This is a genomic window from Carnobacterium gallinarum DSM 4847, assembly GCF_000744375.1.
GTDB classification, from domain to species: Bacteria; Bacillota; Bacilli; order Lactobacillales; family Carnobacteriaceae; genus Carnobacterium; species Carnobacterium gallinarum.
Genome location: NZ_JQLU01000005.1, coordinates 280,767 through 299,306, shown reverse-complemented (window position 1 = coordinate 299,306; position 18,540 = coordinate 280,767). Strand labels below are relative to the sequence as shown.

The window sequence follows — 18,540 nt, the reverse complement described above, 5'->3', positions numbered from 1 at the left end:
AGAGAGGTTGTGGGAATATGGAAGCATCAAGTAAGCGAATTAAAGTAGGAACAAGAAAAAGTCCATTGGCTATTAAACAAACAAAACTTGTTTTAGCCGAACTGAAAAAAGTGGATCCGACTGTTGAATTTGAATTAATTGAGCTAAGTACTAAAGGCGATCGTGATAAAAAAACAGCGTTAAGTCAAATGGAATCAGAAGGTATTTTTACTGATGAAGTTGAGCTAGCACTTTTAAATCAGCAAATCGACTTTGCCGTTCATAGTTTGAAGGATATGCCTGCTGAATTAGCTACAGGTTTGATGATTGCCAGTATTCCTGAAAGAGAGATTCCTGTTGATTGTTTGATTATGCGTCAAGCAACAAGTATTGCTGAATTGCCGATTCAAGCCCGTATTGGAACAAGTAGTTTACGAAGAGAAGTTGAACTATTACGTCTGCGCTCAGATTTAACGCCTTGTTCTATCCGTGGCAATATTGATAATCGTTTACAACAATTAGCGTCAGGAGAGTTTGATGGAATTATTTTGGCAGTTGCAGGTTTGAAACGTCTTGGTTGGGAAAATCAAGAACAGTTTACAGTGGTAAGCTTTACTTCAGAAGAATTTATTCCGTCAGTTGGGCAAGCAGCCTTAGCTTTAGAATGTCGTCAGGAAGATGCAGCGACTAGAAATTTATTAGAAAAAGTCAATCATCCGTCATCAATGGCATGTATTCTAGCAGAAAGAAGTTTTTTAAAAACTTTGAATGTGGGATCGAATATGGCAATTGGGGGATATGGTGTGCATCAAGAGAATCAAGAGATTTGTTTAACTGCAATGTTCAGTGATAAAAATAGAAAACATTATCAACGAGTACAAGTTCATGGTGTGGATGCTAATTTACTCGGAAAGCAGGCAGCGCAATTAATTTTAGAAAATTATTCTAAAAGAGGTGATTCGTAATTAAGAAAATTGGACTTCTTTTTACACGCAGTCAAGAACAGATAGACGTCAGTTCTGCATTGGTAAATGATTGTCGTTTTCAAATTTATTCTATTCCTTTAATTGAGATTCAACCACGAGAAGCAGACTTAGAGACACTAGATTTTCAAAGGATAGAGTGGTTATTTTTTACAAGTTCTAATTCAGTCCTGCATTTTTTTAATCAATTAGTCGATCCTGCTGTGGTCAATTCGATAAAAATTGCTGTTATTGGTAGTCAAACTGCTAAAATGGTGCGTTCATTTGGACTAGTGCCAATTTTTCAGCCCACAGAATATAGTTCAGATCAATTTATCCAACAATGGCAGATAAAATATGGAAATCAGCAGTGTTATCGGATTTTATTGCCTAAAAGTGACTTAGCACGCTCTAATATTAAATTAGAACTTGAGGCACAAGGTCATCAAGTTAGTGAAAAAATTGTTTATCAAAATATTTTGCCTGAAAAAAGCAAAGAAAAATTAGCTGGCTTGTTAGTAGCTGGAAAAATTGATTGTGTACTTTTTACTAGTCCCTCAGCGTGGCATCGTTATGATGAAGTTGCCCAGAAGCTTGCGCTAGAAAAAGAACTGTTATACGGTGCTATTGGTCCAATTACAGATCAAGCTATACGAGCTTCTGGTGCCAAGGGACTGCTGCCGTTAGATGAAAGTTATACGATGGAGAGCTTGCTTAAAACGGTTATGCTCCACTATACGAACTAAAGATAGAAGAAAACGTCACTGGTTTTCTTTTATTTTTTTTTGTGAAAAACTTGACTTGAAGTTCACTTCAGGTGTTAGAGTAGGGTTGTATTTGAAAAGTAATGGATTGATCTCGATCCAAATTCTGTATTAAATAAGGATGAATCATCCAAGAAAATGGAGGAATTAGAGATGAACTATCGTAAATTTGCAGATACCGACATTGAATTGTCGGCAATTGGTTTAGGTTCAATGGGCATGAGTTTTTCTTACGGTGAAGGAGATGACTCGGAAAGCTTAGCAACTTTGAACAAAGCCTTAGATTTAGGTATTAACTTTTGGGATACAGCAGATATTTATGGAATAGGTGCAAATGAAGAATTAGTGTCTAAAGTTTTAGTTCCGAATCGAGATAAAGTATTTTTAGCAACAAAATTTGGTTTTCGTCCTAAGGATCCTAGTATTGGTCATATTCGCAATTTAGCAGGTGATCAAATGTACATTGATGGCTCACCAAAACACGTTAAAGAAGCGGTTGAAGCTAGTTTAAGACGATTAGGTATAGATACAATTGATTTGTATTATTTGCACCGTGTTGATCCGACGATTCCGATTGAAGAAACGGTTGGAGCAATGGCAGAGCTAGTGAAAGAAGGCAAAGTTCGGTATTTAGGATTAAGCGAAGCTTCTGTAGATGAAGTGCAAAGAGCCAATAAAATTCATAAAATTAGTGCCTTACAAAGCGAGTATTCAATGCTAACACGTGAGGTCGAGGAGCAAATTTTACCCTTTACCAAAGAGCAAAATATGGCATTTATTCCATTTTCACCGCTAGCACGGGGATTAATGACTAATAATCTTAAGATAGAAGCAATTAATGAAACTGATTTTCGTAAGAATTTGCCACGTATGAATGGAAGTTATTTAGAAAACAATCAAAAATTAGCTGCTGCTATCGCTGAAATTGCAGCAAGTAAAGGCATTACTGCGGCTCAATTAACCTTAGCTTGGGTATTAGATCAAGGGAGTCACATTATTCCAATTCCAGGAACAAAACGACGCATATATTTAGAAGAAAATGCAAAGGCTGTTGACGTTCATTTAGACTCTGAGGAACGCCAACTAATTAAAGACCTATTGACTACCTACTCAAATGTAGGGCCACGATACGCTACAGCTGAAAGCAAATTTATCAAAAAATAAAAGTAATATAAATTAAAAAAGTAAGCAATCTAAGTATTTAAATAAAAACAAACAGATGAAAAAATCAACTTTTCATCTGTTTGTTTTTTATTTTGTCATAGTAAAGTAACTTGTTTTAACTTTTTAATGATTACGATATATCTATAATTATGTTATTTAATTCCTATCGTCCAATCTAGTATCAAAAGTACTAAATAGTTGAATCAGGATAGCGTTTATTAAAAGCTGTTTTTAATAAACGATCTGCTAAACTAGTATTTTTAACTAATAATGGACCATGGAAGTAAGAGCAGTAGGTTTGCTTATAGATAGCTCCTTCAGATTGATCGTCTCCATTATTGCCTTTGCCTTTTTGGACAATCCCTAAAGGTTTTTCACCTTTGCCTAAGAAGGTCATACCGTTATGATTTTCAAATCCAACATAAGTCTCGTCAAATTCTTCATTCTTAATGATAATATCACCAATAAAACGGTTGTTGTCTTGACTTAGAGTATAGTGATCTAATGCACCAATTCCATCGATTTTATTGCCACTAGCATCCATATAGTAATGACCTAATAATTGATAACCACCACAGATTGCTAAGACTACTCCATCATTTTCAATATAAGTTGTTAAGTCAGCTTTTTTATCTTGAATATCTCGTGAAACAATTAATTGTTCATAATCCTGTCCACCACCAAAGAAGACTAAATCATATTTTTCAGGATCAAACGCTTCTTTTAAGCTGATGATTTCACTATCTAATTGAATGCCTAATTGCTTTGCGCGATGATTTAACATTAATAGATTGCCATTATCACCATAAGTGTTTAATAAATTGCCATAGAGATGGCAGACTTTTAATACCTTCATCTTACATCCCTTCCTTTACATAGCCTTGAGCTGCTAATTCTTTACGCAATTGTAAAACAGCCGTATAAGTTGCTAAGACATAGATATGTTGGGTTGGTGCATTAGCAAAGTTTTTAATCACGTCGCTTAGATTAGGAATAACTTGTAACTCTTCTTTTGGCACGCCAGCGACTTCTAAGCGTGTAGCGATGTCTGCAACTCGCTCTCCACTAACCGTAAATTGTTGAATATTCATTTCCATAATTCGTTCATAATTGGCATCCCAAATCCAGCTAATATCAATTCCATCAGCGTAATTAGCATTTAAAATCGATACTAATGAAAATGGGCGAGGATCTAAAGCAATCATCTCTAAAATCTGATTCAAGCCAACAGGATTTTTAACTAAATTAATCGTCACTTCTTTATCGCCAATCTGAATGACTTCTTGACGTCCAAAAACCTTTTCTGCCAAATTAAAACCAGCACGAATCTCAGCAGGTTCGACATCGAAAATCCGACCAATTGAATAAGCTGATAAGGCGTTATAAACATTGTATAGGCCACCAACATTAATTTTAAATGGTTCTCCGTCAATTTCAAATTCAGAACTTTTATGATCCATATGTCCCATTTTAGTTAAACGATAACTTAACTCTGGGCGTTTAAAATCACAATTCGGGCAATAGTACTTACCAAGATTGCTATAGGTAATGAATTTATAATGAAGAATATTTTGACAACGAGGGCAAAGAACGCCATCTGTGTTGTAATGAGCCATTAATTCTCCATCAGGCTGATTATCAAAACCAAAATAAACTCGTTCATTAACTGTATCTAAAGAATTAAAAATTGGAGCATCTCCATTACTAATAATTTTAGCATTAGGAGCCAAAGCTGCTCCATCTACCATCATTTGATAAATAGTATAAATCTCACCAAAACGATCCATTTGATCACGGAAAACATTTGTATACAAAATCGCTTTAGGTTTAATGTACTTTGTTACATGAACTAAACTAGCTTCATCCACTTCTAAAACAGCGACTTTCTTTTGTCCTTTTTTACTGCTAGAATCATGAGTTAAAAAAGTTGAAATAATTCCTTGTTGCATATTCGCACCAGTAGGATTTGTAATAATATCTGGATACTTTTGTTTTAAAACCTGAAAAGTCAATGCAGTTGTTAATGTTTTACCATTTGTTCCAGTCACAATCACGACTTCATAATCTTTTGCTAAAGCACCAAGAACATTAGGATCAATTTTTTGTGTAATCATACCAGGTAAGCTACTCCCGCCTTTAAAAAAGGTGTGAAGTCCCCATCTAGTTGTCTTTCCAACCATAATTGCAAATGAGCTACGTATACTCAAATTCGTTACCTCCAAATAAAATACTTCTAAATCATCTCTCACATCATAGCATAATTTTTCTTTAAATTAATTAAAAAAGTCAACTAATTCATGAGAATAGTCAAACTTATAAAAAAATCAAGCTTTAATATATTTTTTTATAATAAAAGGAAATAAAAAAAACGATAATCAAACTTAATATCATAAATTCTCTATTAAATGATATATTCTGAATTAAAAATGATTATTAGAGGCTAAAACAGGCATTTTAACTAGAAAATAGAGTCAATTCTGCTAGTAAGAATTTGTAGGTAATCAATTTTTATTAGGCTTTGAGAAGATTTGTTTTATTATGCGCATTTTATGGAAATAATAGAAAAATAGAATGCATCTTCTAAATAGAATTCGCGGAAAAGCTTTAGTATAATATATTGAAGTTAGTACAAAATAATGAACCATTCATACAATTAAATAAGTAGGTATAGCCAATATTTTTTAATAAGGATGTGAATAAATGGAAGATATAAAAGTTCAATATCGGGTGTTTAGTTACGAAAAAATAAAATTAGATATAGGAAAACAAAGTATTTATTTTTATAAAAATAATTTTTTACCAGATGTGGTGAATGAACTGGCACAAGAATTAAAAAATAAATCTCAAGCACTAGTAAATCGGACTAAAACAAGTAAAGAAAAATTGGCAATTAACTCAACTTGGTTAAATCAATCAAGTGAATTAATTCGTCAATCCGTTGTAGAATTTAGCGAGCTTGATCATTATTCCAACAATCGTGAAATTGTTTTAGAAGTGGCGGAAGAATATGTTCAAGATTTTATTACTGAAAATTCTCAGTTAGTGTTGTATCAAGCCTATCTTTTAGAAGAAACTCAAAATGTAAAATTAGTTTTAAACTTTTTTATTCGCTTCACTTATCAAGTTGGTGAATTCATTGATAGTGGTATGAGCGAAGCACTGCTTAAGCAAGGTCTAGGTAACGAAGGTAATATTTTGGCTCAATGGAAAAATAGAGAAGCCAATAAAGTAAAAATACTTATGATGGAAAAATACGAACATCACCAATCAACAACGAACATAACCAAAGATCAAATCGATGAGATTCCAAAAGAAGTTGTTTCAATGAAACAACAGCTAACAGAATTAGACTCTAGCATCCAACAGGTAAACGAAACAAAAAAAGTCATGCAACAAAATTTATTTGTCAATAAAGTAGAAATTGATAAATTAACCCAATTTGTTGAAAATATTGAAGTTAGAAAAAAATACATCGAAACTGAATACGAGTCTTTTGATCAAGATACGATAGAAATAGAAGCTGAGTTAAAACAAACAAAAATGCAGCTAGTTCAAACATTATCTAGCTTAAATGAAGAGCAAGAAGAAAGTCGAAGAAATACTGCTAAAGCTCAACTAACAGCTAAAGTCGTTGAGATTAACGAAGACTTAAACAGTTTAGGCTCAGATGTAAAAAAAGTTGTAAAAGTAAAGAGAAAGATTGAAGAAAATTTAAAATCTAATTTAAATGAAATGACAGATTTAACGAAACTCATTAGCAATATTGATAATAGAAAAAAGGAAATAAAAAGTTATTATCAGAATTTTGACCAAGAAATTCAACTGTTAGCTTTGCAATTACAAAAAATTAAGAAAAAGCTTACTGCAACAGAACCTATTATGGCTAATAAACAAGTTGAATTAGACGTTAAAATGAACAATCATAATTTGAACGAGAAATTTAACTCTATTGATAAAGAATTAGTCGAATTAGAACAAACGATGCAAGATACTATAAAAATAAATACAATTATCGGGGAAAATACTGAAAAAAATCTGGCCAAAGTACAGCAATTAAACACAACACTTGAAGAAATGGAAAATAAAAAAAATCAAGTAACACACACACAGGCTCATATGGAAAGCGAAGCTAAATTCCTTGAAAAGCAATTTGAAGAAATTCAGAAAAAAATCAAAAAAACCCTTCCGTTATTAGAAATACATGATGGCAAAGCAACAATCGAAATTTCAGGAAAAAATTTAGCTATGAAAGCCCAAGGTTTGAATAAAGCTCTAGTAGACTTAGAGTCAGATGTTGAAAAAATAAGCCAAGTTAAAGTAGTCGTTGAGGAAAGTTTTGCTACTAATCAAGCAGAATTAAATGAATTAACACAACTCATAGCCGATGCTAGTCAAAAAAAAACCAAAACGATAAAAAATTATACGTATTTTGCTAACGAAACGCGTCAATTGAACGAGCAGATTGAAGAAATGAAAGCAAAACTAACAGAAGTCATTCCTTCGTTACAAGTTGAGGCTCAGGAATTTGAAAAAAATCAACTCCAATTGACGAATTTAGAGCAACAAGTAAACGAGCTTGAAAAGACGAATCAAAAACTTGAAAAAATCTTGAACCACTCCATGGAGAAAATAAAAAAACAAAAAGACCTTCAAGGGCAAGCCAATCTAACAGTAAAACTACAACAAATGACTCAAGAAGTTGAAGCTGCTAAAAAACGAGAAACACAGTTAATAGAAAAAATTCAGCAATTAGAGACAGTTCTCATTAAGCAAAATATAGAACCTAAACCAGTAGATGAGGATAGCCTAAATTCTAAGTCCGCCGAATTTACTTCTAAGACAGAGGAATCAATAGAAAGTATTGGAGAAGTGGCTAAATCCGATTCAGTATTAGATCCAATTGAAGAAAACGATACTCACAAAATAGCAGTAAAGACTCAGGAAGATGGAATTGAAGAACCTGAAATAATAGAAGCTATTGCTGAAAAAGTTAAAGCGACTAAATCCAATTTATGGCGTCGTAATAAACGGTTAGAGCTAGATTACTTTAATGATCTTTATCGAAAAGTTCAATTTATTGAGCATGCTTGGATGGTGCATTTAGATTTAATTGGAGCAAATGACACAAATGCAGGTTCTGAGAAAGTCGGATTAAGTTTAGTTGATGAAGAGCTAAGAAATAATTTGGATAAAGAAGATATTAAAAAATTTATTTATAGTGGAGAAGCTCTGAAGCTTAAAGAACGTTCCACTACATTAAAGTTGCCTTTTGGAAAGCCAACAATTAGCTTATCAACAGAAGATTGTGAACTACTGATTGAAAAAGCTAGACAATATGATTTACTTGAATACTTAAACAAGAGAATGGTAAGCAGTTAAAAACATAAGTAGAGTTCGTTTTCCTTCTTTATTCATCGAGTATAAGGAACAAAATAGACTCTACAACTTTTTCTTGTAAGAAGTTGTAGAGTCTAAAATTCATAATAAAGCTTTTATATAGTAGAACTTGAGTTAATGCTATAGTTACTTACTGTGCCGAATTTGATAAGTTAATATAGTTATCTTCGACTTTTTGCAATTCCGGAATTATACGTGCATTGACAGCGTTGTATTCTTCTTTATTTGTTGCTTTCGCTAACTCTTGAAAATATTCAGATTGAACCTTATTGTATTCTGAAATTGCTGTAATGAAGTTAGTGAAGGATTCAGAACTTTCTAACTCAGAAACATCAAGTTTAGCGACTTTTTCAGATGCTGTTATCCAATCTTTATATTCCTTGGAATCAACGACCTCTTTTGCATGTTTGATTAATTCGTCTGCATCATTAGAGGGCATATCCGATTGCTTCATCATCAAATCTTGTTGTTTATCTTCGTAATTAGAAATTGTTTTTGTATAGTCATTAACAGTTGTTTTTGAAGATCCACCAGACATACTTGCCCCACAAGCTGTCAAAGTTAAAACGACTAAACTCATAAGTACCAATAAAAATTTCTTTTTCATAAAATAACCTCCTTTTTTTTACTTTTAAACTATAACATTGACTATTTTCTAATGCCAGTTATTTTAGGCTTAAATCGAATCATCAGACAGTATTGATTATCTGTCAGATTGTCTAAAAAACTTTCTTTTTTATAAAATAGCTCTAGTTAACCGCTTTTTTATAAATAAGGGATGAAAAATTCTTGAATTTACAGTATAATGCTAGATGGATTACTCTAGGAAAGAAAAGGTGAGATTCAGCATGGCACAACTTTTTTTCAAGTATGGCGCAATGAATAGTGGGAAGACCATTGAAATTTTAAAGGTCGCTCATAATTATGAAGAGCAAGATAAACCAGTTGTGATTATGACAAGTGGAATTGATGACCGTGATGAAGTTGGTTTTGTCTCAAGTCGAATCGGTTTACGTCGTGAAGCACTGCCAATTTTTAATGAAACGAATATATATCAAACAATTGAAGAAGTTGGTTTTACACCAGCCTGTATTTTAATTGATGAGTCTCAATTTCTAACAAAGGAGCATGTGTATCAACTTGCTCATATTGTAGATGATTTAGACATTCCTGTAATGGCATTTGGCTTAAAAAATGATTTTAGAAATGAGTTATTTGAAGGCTCACAATATTTATTAATCTATGCAGATAAGATTGAAGAAATGAAAACAATTTGCTGGTATTGCCATAAAAAAGCGATTATGAATATGCGCTTAGTTGATGGAAAACCAATTTACACAGGAGAACAAATTCAAATTGGGGGAAATGAATCGTATTTGCCCGTTTGTCGTAAACATTACCATCACCCACCTCAACACTAGCGTAGCGGTTGAAGTGTAGGACTAGAAAATGAACTTAAAAAGGAGCGAATAAGCTGAATGTATGATAAATTACAAGGCGTTGAAGGACGTTATGAAGAGCTAGGTGAATTACTTAGTGATCCTGAGGTTATCAGTGATACGAAACGTTTGATGGCATTAACAAAAGAGGAAGCTAATTTACGAGAAACAGTTGCAACCTATCGTCGCTATAAAGTAGTTGTAGATGATATTAGTGATACGGAAGAAATGCTAGGAGAGAACCTAGATGCTGATATGGCTGAAATGGCCAAAGAAGAATTGTCTTCTTTAAAGAAAGAAAAAGATGAACTAGAAGAAAAAATTAAAATTCTCTTACTTCCAAAAGATGAAAATGATGATAAAAATATTATCATGGAAATCCGTGGAGCAGCAGGTGGCGATGAAGCGGCTTTATTTGCGGGAGATTTATTCGGTATGTATCAAAAATATGCTGAAAATCAAGGATGGAAAACGGAAATCTTAGAAGCGAATATTACTGGTATTGGTGGTTATAAAGAAATTATTTTTATGATTAGCGGCAATAATGTTTTCTCAAAATTAAAATATGAAAGTGGTGCACACCGGGTTCAACGTGTTCCTTCAACAGAATCACAAGGGAGAATTCATACATCAACAGCAACTGTTGTTGTAATGCCAGAAGCTGAAGAAGTTGAGATTGATATGGCAGATAAAGATATCAGAACTGATATTTATCATGCCAGTGGAGCGGGTGGACAGCACGTTAATAAAACTGCTTCTGCTGTTCGTTTAACTCATTTACCAACTGGGATTGCTGTTGCAATGCAAGATGAACGTTCGCAAATTAAAAACCGTGAGAAAGCCATGAAAATTTTACGAGCGCGTGTTTATGATCAAATTCAAAACGAAGTCCAAAGTGAATACGATGCAAACCGTAAATCAGCAATCGGAACAGGTGATCGTTCTGAACGAATTAGAACATATAACTTCCCACAAAACCGCGTAACCGATCACCGAATTGGGTTAACCATTCAAAAATTAGATCAGATTTTATCTGGTAAATTAGATGAGATTGTAGATGCTTTAATTGTGTACGATCAAACTGAAAAAATGGAGCAAATGAAGAATGAAAACTAAGCTCACATATAGGGAAGTCCTTCATGGGGCTTCTTCTTTTTTAGAAAGTCAACATTTAGACGGTTATGTGGCCGAACGTTTTTTAGTGGAACGCCAAGGATGGACAAAGACGGATTTAGTTTTGCATTTAACTACTGAAATTCCAACATGCGTTCAGCAACAATTAGAACAAGATGTCGCAGATTTTGTAAAAGGACGACCTGTACAACATATTTTAGGCTATGAATGGTTTTATGAGCGCAAGTTTAACGTCACAAAAGACACTTTAATTCCGCGACCAGAAACCGAAGAAATTATTGCCAAATACCTTGAGCGAAACCAAGAACAACCTCCGTTAACTGTATTAGATATTGGAACGGGAACAGGAATAATTGGAATTACAGTCAAAAGAGAAAGACCAGAGGACACTGTGACAGCTATTGATATTTCACCAGAGGCCCTTCAAGTAGCAGAAGAAAATGCCCAAATTTTAGGAGCCGATATTCGATTCTTATTGGGGGATTTAACGGAACCTGTTGGTCAAGAAAAATTTGATCGAGTGATTTCTAATCCTCCTTATATTTCAGAAGCTGAACGTCCACTTGTAGATGACATTGTTTTAGAGAACGAGCCTCACCTGGCTTTATTTGCTGAAAACGATGGATTATTGATTTATCAACGACTAGCAAAAGAATTGCCTTCTTTGATGAATCCAGCAGGCGAGATTATTTTAGAAATTGGTTTTCAACAAGGAGCAGCAGTTAAGGCGTTGTTTATGAAGGCTTTCCCTCAGGCACAAGTTGAGGTTGAAAAAGATTTATCAGGATTGGATCGAATGATTTATGTTCAATTGCCGTAAAGAATCAGATAGTCGATAAAAAGAAAGAAGGAACTGTTAGTGGAAACAAAAAAATTTGATCAAGCTGATTTAGCTAAGGCTGCTAAACTTATTCAAGAAGGGGAATTAATTGCTTTTCCAACAGAGACTGTTTATGGATTAGGAGCAGATGCTTTAAATGAAGTTGCTGTAAAAAAAGTCTATGCGGCAAAAGGACGACCTAGTGATAATCCGCTAATTGTTCATGTCGCAAATGCTAGCTCAGTTTCTGAACTAGTAGCCGAAGTTCCTCCAGTTGCTGAAAAATTAATGACAGCTTTTTGGCCAGGTCCTTTAACCATGATTTTTAAAGCCAAATCAGGTGTGTTTGCTCCAACTGTAACAGCGGGTTTAACGAGTGTAGCTATTAGAATGCCAGACAATCAATCAACTTTACAGCTAATTCAACAGGCGGGAACTCCTTTAGTTGGTCCGAGTGCCAATACATCAGGTCGTCCAAGCCCAACTTCAGCTGAACATGTCTATCATGATTTAGCAGGAAAAATTGCGGGAATTATTGATGATGGAGTTACGGGGGTTGGTTTGGAATCAACCGTTGTGGATATTACAGAACCAGATCAACCAGTGATACTACGACCAGGAGCTGTGACGAAGCAAGAGCTTGAAGCCATTATCGGCAAGCCCGTTGCATACGATCAACATTTAGTGACCGACAAAGAAGCTCCTAAAGCCCCTGGAATGAAATATAAGCATTATGCTCCAGCTGAGCCAGTTATTTTAGTCAAAGGGACAGACATAAGCAAATGGCGGGAAGCCATTGCTTATTTTCAAGAGCAAGGGGAAAAAGTTGGAATATTAGCTAATTTAGAATTAATTACCAAATTAAAATCCGAAGTAACAGAAGTATTTTCATTAGGTCTAAAAACGAACATTAAAGATGCTTCTCATAATTTATATGCGGGTTTGCGTTTTTTTGAAAAAACGGAAGTTACAATGATTTTAGCAGAAGCTTATGATATCAATGATAATAATCAGGCTTATATGAATAGAATTGAAAAATCATCTGGAAAAAAATATTTTTAACGAACTTTATGAGCAAAAAGCGAGAAATTAAATGCAAAAGATGCTATACTAATTTTACCTTGAATTGAATGGAGTGTTGGATTTGACTTTTAAAGATTTGGATCAAGAACTATGGGGCGCAATTGAACAAGAAAAAAATCGTCAAGAACAAAATATAGAATTAATTGCTTCTGAGAATTTCGTTTCTAAAGCAGTGCGTGAAGCACAAGGAAGTATTTTAACGAATAAATATGCAGAAGGGTACCCTGGCAAAAGATATTACGGTGGCTGTGAATACATAGATATCGTTGAGAATCTTGCAATTGATCGCGTAAAAGAATTATTTGGCGCAGAATATGCCAATGTTCAACCTCATTCTGGTTCACAAGCAAATATGGCTGCATTTAATGCCTTTATTGAACCGGGAGATACGGTTTTAGGTATGGATTTAACTCATGGAGGACATTTAACTCATGGCTCAGCTGTGAATTTTAGTGGTAGAACGTATAATTTTATTGCCTACGGTGTTGATCCAGAAACAGAAATGATTGATTATGAGAAAGTTCGTGAGATTGCCTTAGAAGGTCAACCTAAATTAATCATTGCCGGTGCTAGTGCGTATTCTCGTGGGATTGATTTTGCCAAATTCAAAGCAATCGCAGATGAAGTTGGAGCAATTTTTATGGTGGATATGGCGCATATTGCTGGTTTAGTTGCGGCAGGCGTTCATCAAAATCCAGTTCCATATGCAGACGTAGTAACATCAACAACTCATAAAACCTTACGTGGACCACGTGGTGGATTGATCTTAGCAAAAGAAAAATATGCCAAAGCTTTAAACAGCGCTATTTTCCCAGGAATTCAAGGTGGACCATTAGAACATGTGATTGCTGGTAAAGCCATTGCCTTTAAAGAAGCGATGACGCCAGAGTTTAAAGAATATTCAAAACAAGTCATCAAAAATGCCCAAGCAATGCAATCTGTTTTCAATGAATCTGTTGGACATTTAATTAGCGAAGGAACAGATAATCACTTACTTTTATTAGATGTCACTAATTTCGGCTTAAATGGTAAAGAAGCAGAAGCTATTCTAGACAGCGTTGGAATTACAGTTAATAAAAATACGATTCCTTTTGAAACTTTAAGTCCGTTTAAAACAAGTGGTATTCGTATCGGAACACCAGCCATTACAACTCGTGGGTTCCAAGAAGAAGATGCCAAAGAAGTTGCAGAACTAATTGTAGCAGCTTTAACTGCCAAAGAAGATACTGACGAATTGACAAAAATTAGCCAAGCTGTTCGTGAATTAACAGCGAAGCGTCCACTATATACAGAGAATGACTAAATTTTATCAATGAAAAGCCTATGGAATCCTTGTTTTATAAATGGATTTCATAGGCTTTTTTTCTAAATAAATGAAACGGAGTAATTGCTTAAAACATTATTTTTTTCTAATAAATAAAAAAAGTAGCATAATTGCTAGCCAAGGACTTTATTTTCCTTTACAATGGAATTGTTTAGGAAAAAATTTAGAGAAAATGAGGGCTAAAATAATGGGTAAATTTCAAGTATTAGATCATCCGTTAATCCAACATAAGTTAACAATGATTCGTCAGACAAAAACAGGAACAAAAGTGTTTAGAGAAGTTGTTAATGAAATAGCTATGCTAATGGCTTATGAAGTATCACGTGATATGCCATTAGAAGATGTTGAAATCGAAACGCCTTTAGTTAAATCAACACAAAAACAATTATCAGGTAAAAAAGTAGCAATTGTTCCAATTCTTAGAGCAGGTTTAGGAATGGTTGATGGTATGCTAGAAATGATTCCAGCAGCAAAAGTTGGACATATTGGTTTATATCGTGATCATGAATCACTAGAACCAGTTGAGTATTTTGTAAAATTACCAAATGATATTAATGAACGTCAAATGTTTGTTGTTGACCCAATGTTAGCTACAGGTGGTTCAGCTATCATGGCAATTGATGCATTAAAACGTCGTGGGGCAACATCGATTAAATTCGTTTGTCTAGTTGCAGCTCCAGAAGGTGTAAAAGCATTGCAAGATGCACATCCAGATGTAGATATCTATGTAGCAGCTCTTGATGAAAAATTAGATGAAAACGGCTATATCGTTCCAGGTCTTGGAGATGCTGGCGATCGTTTATTCGGAACAAAATAAATACGGATTTTCTATAAAAAAGCGATTGGCAGATGAGAAATTTATTTCTCATCTGTTTTTTGTTTTTTGTAAAACGAATAAATAATAAAAGTACGTTTGATAATTATATACTATAATTACTATCGTTATTAAAAGTGTGTAATTTATCTTGGTTACAGGATAAGATAAAACTAGTCATTAAAAGGAGGGACTAGCTTATCCAATTTAAGACAACGGATTACCGTGAAAAAAAGAAGCTTATAAAAGTTTAAAAAATCAATTAGTTCTCTATGTAAACAATCATTTGAAAGTTTTAGCATCCATTCATGGGATGAAAAGAAATGCTTTGTCGAAGAGTAGCTCATTTCAGTATATAGGACTTCCAAATCGAGATACGGCAGATAAATATCAAGAATTAGAAGCTCAACTAACCGATTTTATAGAAATGCAAGACTGTCAGGCAGAATCTCTTTACTATGCTTCAACAATTGAGAATACTTTAAAGTAGACCCTTTTGAGAAAAAAATTGAAAAAAAGGAAGTATTGAAACTTATGGTTTTGATACTTTTTGTATTAAAGAAAAATTAAATTAGATTGCGTTTTATATAACTGATGTGTTTCAATTGAACTATACAGTCAGGAGGAATTAAATGGACGCTATTCAAACACATACGGTTCAAGCGGATGCACACGCAGCAGCATTAAAAAAAGCACTTAAAGGGGCTAAATTCCCATCTAAAGCAGCACCCACAATAAACTATTCAGATGGAGCAGCTATGGTTCAAGGTCAAGAATGCATTGAGACATTTTCAACATTGTTGAGTAACTTAAAAACGTCTGTAAACACGGATGCAGATCATATTAAACAAATCAATCAAACGTTTATTGAAAAGGATGATGCTCTTAAAAATGCCATTGGGAAAGCGGTGATGACGATTGCCTAACTCTAAAGAATGGCGTATATTGTTGACCGAGAAAAAACTACAGTTGGAGCGAGCCGATGATACAGTTTATAAAATGCGCCAACAAAAAGAAACACTAGAGACGTTTATCTCACAATTTAAAAGTCTGTTTGAAAGAGAACGTGATTTAATGAGAGAAGAACAAGAAATTTGTGGGAATTCCGATGTCAGTTCTTTCCTTAGTTCTCAATTTGATGAAGCAGAGGACGACTACTATAAGCGATATCGGACATTGTTATCTCATCAAGAAACGTTTGAAACGAGCTTCGATGAACAGTCTAAGAAAGCCAAACAGATTGAGAAAGAACTGACTGCGCTAGAAAAAGAGGCGCGTTTATGACGAAAATTGATACTGAAGAACTTTATAAATTCAACCAACTTCTTAACGAAAGTAGACAAGAAATAGAACTTAATTTTAAACAATCTAATCTTGCTATTAAAGGCTTCTCAGAAGAAAAGAAATTAACTGGTGGAGCTTGGAGTTCAGCAAAGAATCACTTTGATATAGGCTATCGCCCTTTGACTGAAACATTTGAATCAACGATTGTTTTACTTGTAGATAAATTTAGTGATTACACAACTGAATTTCGTCAACAAGTAACAGGCGGATCTGTTAAACTAGATACAGATCAGTTAGAAGATTTGGAGATACGTATGCAGCAGCTAGCTTCTTATAAAGCACAATGGCTGTTAGACATGGCCGACCAATTAGCGGGTATTCCAGGGATTGGAAAGTTTTTTGATGAATTCAGTTTAAATTCAGCCAAGAAAGAGGTCATTCTTTTACGAAAGTTTCAAGAGTTTGAATACAGTCATCGAAATGAATTTGACGAGATAGCTGAAGCATTGCATTTTTTGAGAATTGGACTAGAAGCTGTTGGAAACAAGAAGAATTTTCAAGGAGATACCAAAGGATTTGGGCCTATTGATTTTAATAAAGATTCCTGGGTTTCAAATCTTTCTAAGTTTAATGAACGAAATAAAGACAAGATTGATTTCATTAAAGAATCCGATACAATGGCAGCTGCAGCAGTTGCGGAACAGACCGCTCAAATCCACAATGCTCAGATGAACCTGAATCAAATGGGCGATGCTATGATGAATGAGGTTAATTCAACAAATTCATATAGCTATAACTCAATGAGTGGGAAAACATGGTTTACTGCCGAAGGATTTGACGTTAACAATTCTAGTAAAAGGACTAAATTAAATTTTGCGAATGCAGAGAAATTAAAAAATCATTTTTCAAAACATGGTGCTGAATTCGGAGGAGCGTATTCTGATGCAGATGGATATCTATTTGGGGCTAACAATGTAATAACAAATGGAATGAAAGTCCAATATAATTACAAACTTCAAGATGGAACATTTGAATTAAGAACTGGATATGTTGCTTTTATGAAGAACAGTAGCTTGTATAATACTAATGGTGTTCCTAAAAAAAGTTATGCTAAATTTGAATTTGTTGGAACGAATAATAATGGGGAAATTACAACATATCATCTTGAAAGTGGAAAAACATTTTGGAAAATGATGAACAATGGTGAAAACATACCAGTTATTCATCCTATAGAATAAAGGAGCTGATTTAATATGAAGAATATGATAACAATATGCAGAATTGATGACATAATTGAAGAAGAAGTGGATTTTGTAGTAAATAATCAAAAACTAACTGCTTTCAATACATCTATGCAAGAATTAAAAGTAGGGGAAAGTTATGAAGCTGAAATCGATATATTTTTAATTGATGGATTAGACATGGAAGAACAAAGTGGGGCACAGCAGAAAAAAATGGAGTATCTAGAAAATTTTAGTTATATTGTAATGGGAAAGTTGCTAGACAAAAATGTTCTTGATGCAGGATGTCTGATTACGAGTGATTTATTTGAGGATTATGAATATTTAATAGGGCAATATGTTACCTTAAAAGTGGATAGACTTCAAATATTTGTTGAGTAATAGAATGAACAAATATAAACCGTAAAATGTGTAACTTATAAGTACACTTCAAGGGCGTAGTAGAAATACAAAAAAAACGCTGATTTTTCAGCGTTTTTTTTTGTATCCTTAGACACATATCGGTATCGGGAGAAGAGATTGGTTCAGGGCAAAAATTAAGTCCATCGGAGCGAATTATGTAGGGGATGTTTGGCGGATTAGAGCTAGTATGAGCGGATATGTGGGTGTAAAAGGGTTTAAGGAGAGGGTGAAAGTACCCGGTTTTTCCGAGAAGATTAGTGGGACTGATGATATATTCAAGAAAATTCCAGAACTTGAAAATCATTTGAAATATACTGACTCCCATGTTGCGAATTTTTAGTCGTTGTCTTTTTTATTTTTTTGTAAATTTAATCGAGCGATTTTTTGAAATTTTGGTTTGATGGGATTGGGGAAACCTAAAAAAATTATCCGCCACCGACAATTTTTTTGTCGAAATGGTCACATGGGGACATGTGGCTCAGCTTGCAAAACGAAAAAAATGTCGTCGACCAGATCCATTTCTTTTGCTTGCAGCAACCAAAATTTTGAGTTTTTGTAAGTGCGCTCTTCAGGATTTTTCCTGTTTTCAGTTTTTTTAGTTATTAGTTACTGGTAACTTTAAATTAAGAACGGATACTCGTTTTTTTGAAAAGTGAGGGTGAAAAAACGAGAGTGACCATGAAAATAAAAAGCTCCAGTTTACTAAAAAACGTCGGTCAAAAACGAGAAAGAG

At 34.0% G+C, this 18,540-nt stretch carries 18 protein-coding genes; 15 read left to right on the top strand and 3 right to left on the bottom strand.

Features of this window, described 5'->3' with window-relative positions:
* Positions 1-17: 17 nt before the first annotated feature.
* The 3 genes from hemC (at position 18) to BR43_RS06305 (ending at position 2,869) form a co-directional block, all read left to right on the top strand.
* Complete coding sequence (hemC, locus tag BR43_RS06315) at positions 18-944, top strand: hydroxymethylbilane synthase (RefSeq protein WP_051933837.1); 927 nt, start codon at positions 18-20, stop codon at positions 942-944.
* Positions 945-1,003: 59 nt separating this feature from the next.
* Positions 1,004-1,687, top strand: a complete 684-nt coding sequence (locus tag BR43_RS06310) for a uroporphyrinogen-III synthase (RefSeq protein WP_034560362.1) — start codon at positions 1,004-1,006, stop codon at positions 1,685-1,687.
* A 171-nt stretch (positions 1,688-1,858) separates the two neighbouring features.
* Positions 1,859-2,869, top strand: coding sequence for an aldo/keto reductase (locus tag BR43_RS06305; protein WP_034560360.1), 1,011 nt, complete (start codon positions 1,859-1,861; stop codon positions 2,867-2,869).
* 190 nt (positions 2,870-3,059) lie between these two features.
* Here the strand turns inward: BR43_RS06305 and BR43_RS06300 are convergent, their stop codons facing one another.
* Positions 3,060-3,725, bottom strand: coding sequence for a type 1 glutamine amidotransferase (locus tag BR43_RS06300; protein WP_034560359.1), 666 nt, complete (start codon positions 3,723-3,725; stop codon positions 3,060-3,062).
* A 1-nt stretch (position 3,726) separates the two neighbouring features.
* Positions 3,727-5,076, bottom strand: a complete 1,350-nt coding sequence (locus tag BR43_RS06295; RefSeq protein ID WP_034560357.1) for a Mur ligase family protein — start codon at positions 5,074-5,076, stop codon at positions 3,727-3,729.
* Between the two features lie 493 nt (positions 5,077-5,569).
* Between BR43_RS06295 and BR43_RS06290 the strand changes: the two genes are divergently transcribed.
* Positions 5,570-8,248 (top strand): coiled-coil domain-containing protein, encoded by a 2,679-nt coding sequence (locus BR43_RS06290; protein WP_034560355.1) that lies wholly within the window; start codon positions 5,570-5,572, stop codon positions 8,246-8,248.
* Between the two features lie 148 nt (positions 8,249-8,396).
* Here the strand turns inward: BR43_RS06290 and BR43_RS06285 are convergent, their stop codons facing one another.
* Entirely contained in the window at positions 8,397-8,873 is a 477-nt protein-coding gene (locus BR43_RS06285) for a hypothetical protein (RefSeq protein ID WP_034560353.1), read from the bottom strand.
* Positions 8,874-9,114: 241 nt separating this feature from the next.
* Between BR43_RS06285 and BR43_RS06280 the strand changes: the two genes are divergently transcribed.
* The 11 genes from BR43_RS06280 to BR43_RS06235 all read left to right on the top strand — a co-directional run bounded on the left by BR43_RS06280 (position 9,115) and on the right by BR43_RS06235 (position 17,786).
* Positions 9,115-9,687 (top strand): thymidine kinase, encoded by a 573-nt coding sequence (locus BR43_RS06280; RefSeq protein WP_034560351.1) that lies wholly within the window; start codon positions 9,115-9,117, stop codon positions 9,685-9,687.
* A 57-nt stretch (positions 9,688-9,744) separates the two neighbouring features.
* Entirely contained in the window at positions 9,745-10,821 is a 1,077-nt protein-coding gene (gene prfA, locus BR43_RS06275; RefSeq protein WP_034560349.1) for a peptide chain release factor 1, read from the top strand.
* Positions 10,811-11,659 (top strand): peptide chain release factor N(5)-glutamine methyltransferase, encoded by an 849-nt coding sequence (prmC, locus tag BR43_RS06270; protein ID WP_034560348.1) that lies wholly within the window; start codon positions 10,811-10,813, stop codon positions 11,657-11,659. Before prfA ends, prmC begins: the two co-directional genes overlap by 11 nt.
* Positions 11,660-11,698: 39 nt before the next feature.
* Complete coding sequence (locus tag BR43_RS06265; RefSeq protein WP_034560346.1) at positions 11,699-12,721, top strand: L-threonylcarbamoyladenylate synthase; 1,023 nt, start codon at positions 11,699-11,701, stop codon at positions 12,719-12,721.
* An 82-nt stretch (positions 12,722-12,803) separates the two neighbouring features.
* Positions 12,804-14,045, top strand: a complete 1,242-nt coding sequence (glyA, locus tag BR43_RS06260; protein ID WP_034560345.1) for a serine hydroxymethyltransferase — start codon at positions 12,804-12,806, stop codon at positions 14,043-14,045.
* A 208-nt stretch (positions 14,046-14,253) separates the two neighbouring features.
* Complete coding sequence (gene upp / locus BR43_RS06255) at positions 14,254-14,883, top strand: uracil phosphoribosyltransferase (RefSeq protein ID WP_034560343.1); 630 nt, start codon at positions 14,254-14,256, stop codon at positions 14,881-14,883.
* Positions 14,884-15,166: 283 nt separating this feature from the next.
* The gene (locus BR43_RS19845) at positions 15,167-15,370 is read left to right on the top strand and encodes a hypothetical protein (RefSeq protein WP_169741026.1); all 204 of its coding nucleotides are present in this window, start codon (positions 15,167-15,169) and stop codon (positions 15,368-15,370) included.
* 142 nt (positions 15,371-15,512) lie between these two features.
* Positions 15,513-15,806, top strand: coding sequence for a DUF3130 family protein (locus BR43_RS06250; RefSeq protein WP_034560341.1), 294 nt, complete (start codon positions 15,513-15,515; stop codon positions 15,804-15,806).
* A 22-nt stretch (positions 15,807-15,828) separates the two neighbouring features.
* Complete coding sequence (locus tag BR43_RS06245; protein WP_157463957.1) at positions 15,829-16,164, top strand: hypothetical protein; 336 nt, start codon at positions 15,829-15,831, stop codon at positions 16,162-16,164.
* Positions 16,161-17,402 (top strand): T7SS effector LXG polymorphic toxin, encoded by a 1,242-nt coding sequence (locus BR43_RS06240; protein ID WP_034560338.1) that lies wholly within the window; start codon positions 16,161-16,163, stop codon positions 17,400-17,402. The genes BR43_RS06245 and BR43_RS06240 overlap by 4 nt, the downstream gene beginning before the upstream one ends.
* Positions 17,403-17,417: 15 nt before the next feature.
* Complete coding sequence (locus BR43_RS06235) at positions 17,418-17,786, top strand: hypothetical protein (RefSeq protein ID WP_034560336.1); 369 nt, start codon at positions 17,418-17,420, stop codon at positions 17,784-17,786.
* Positions 17,787-18,540: the final 754 nt, after the last annotated feature.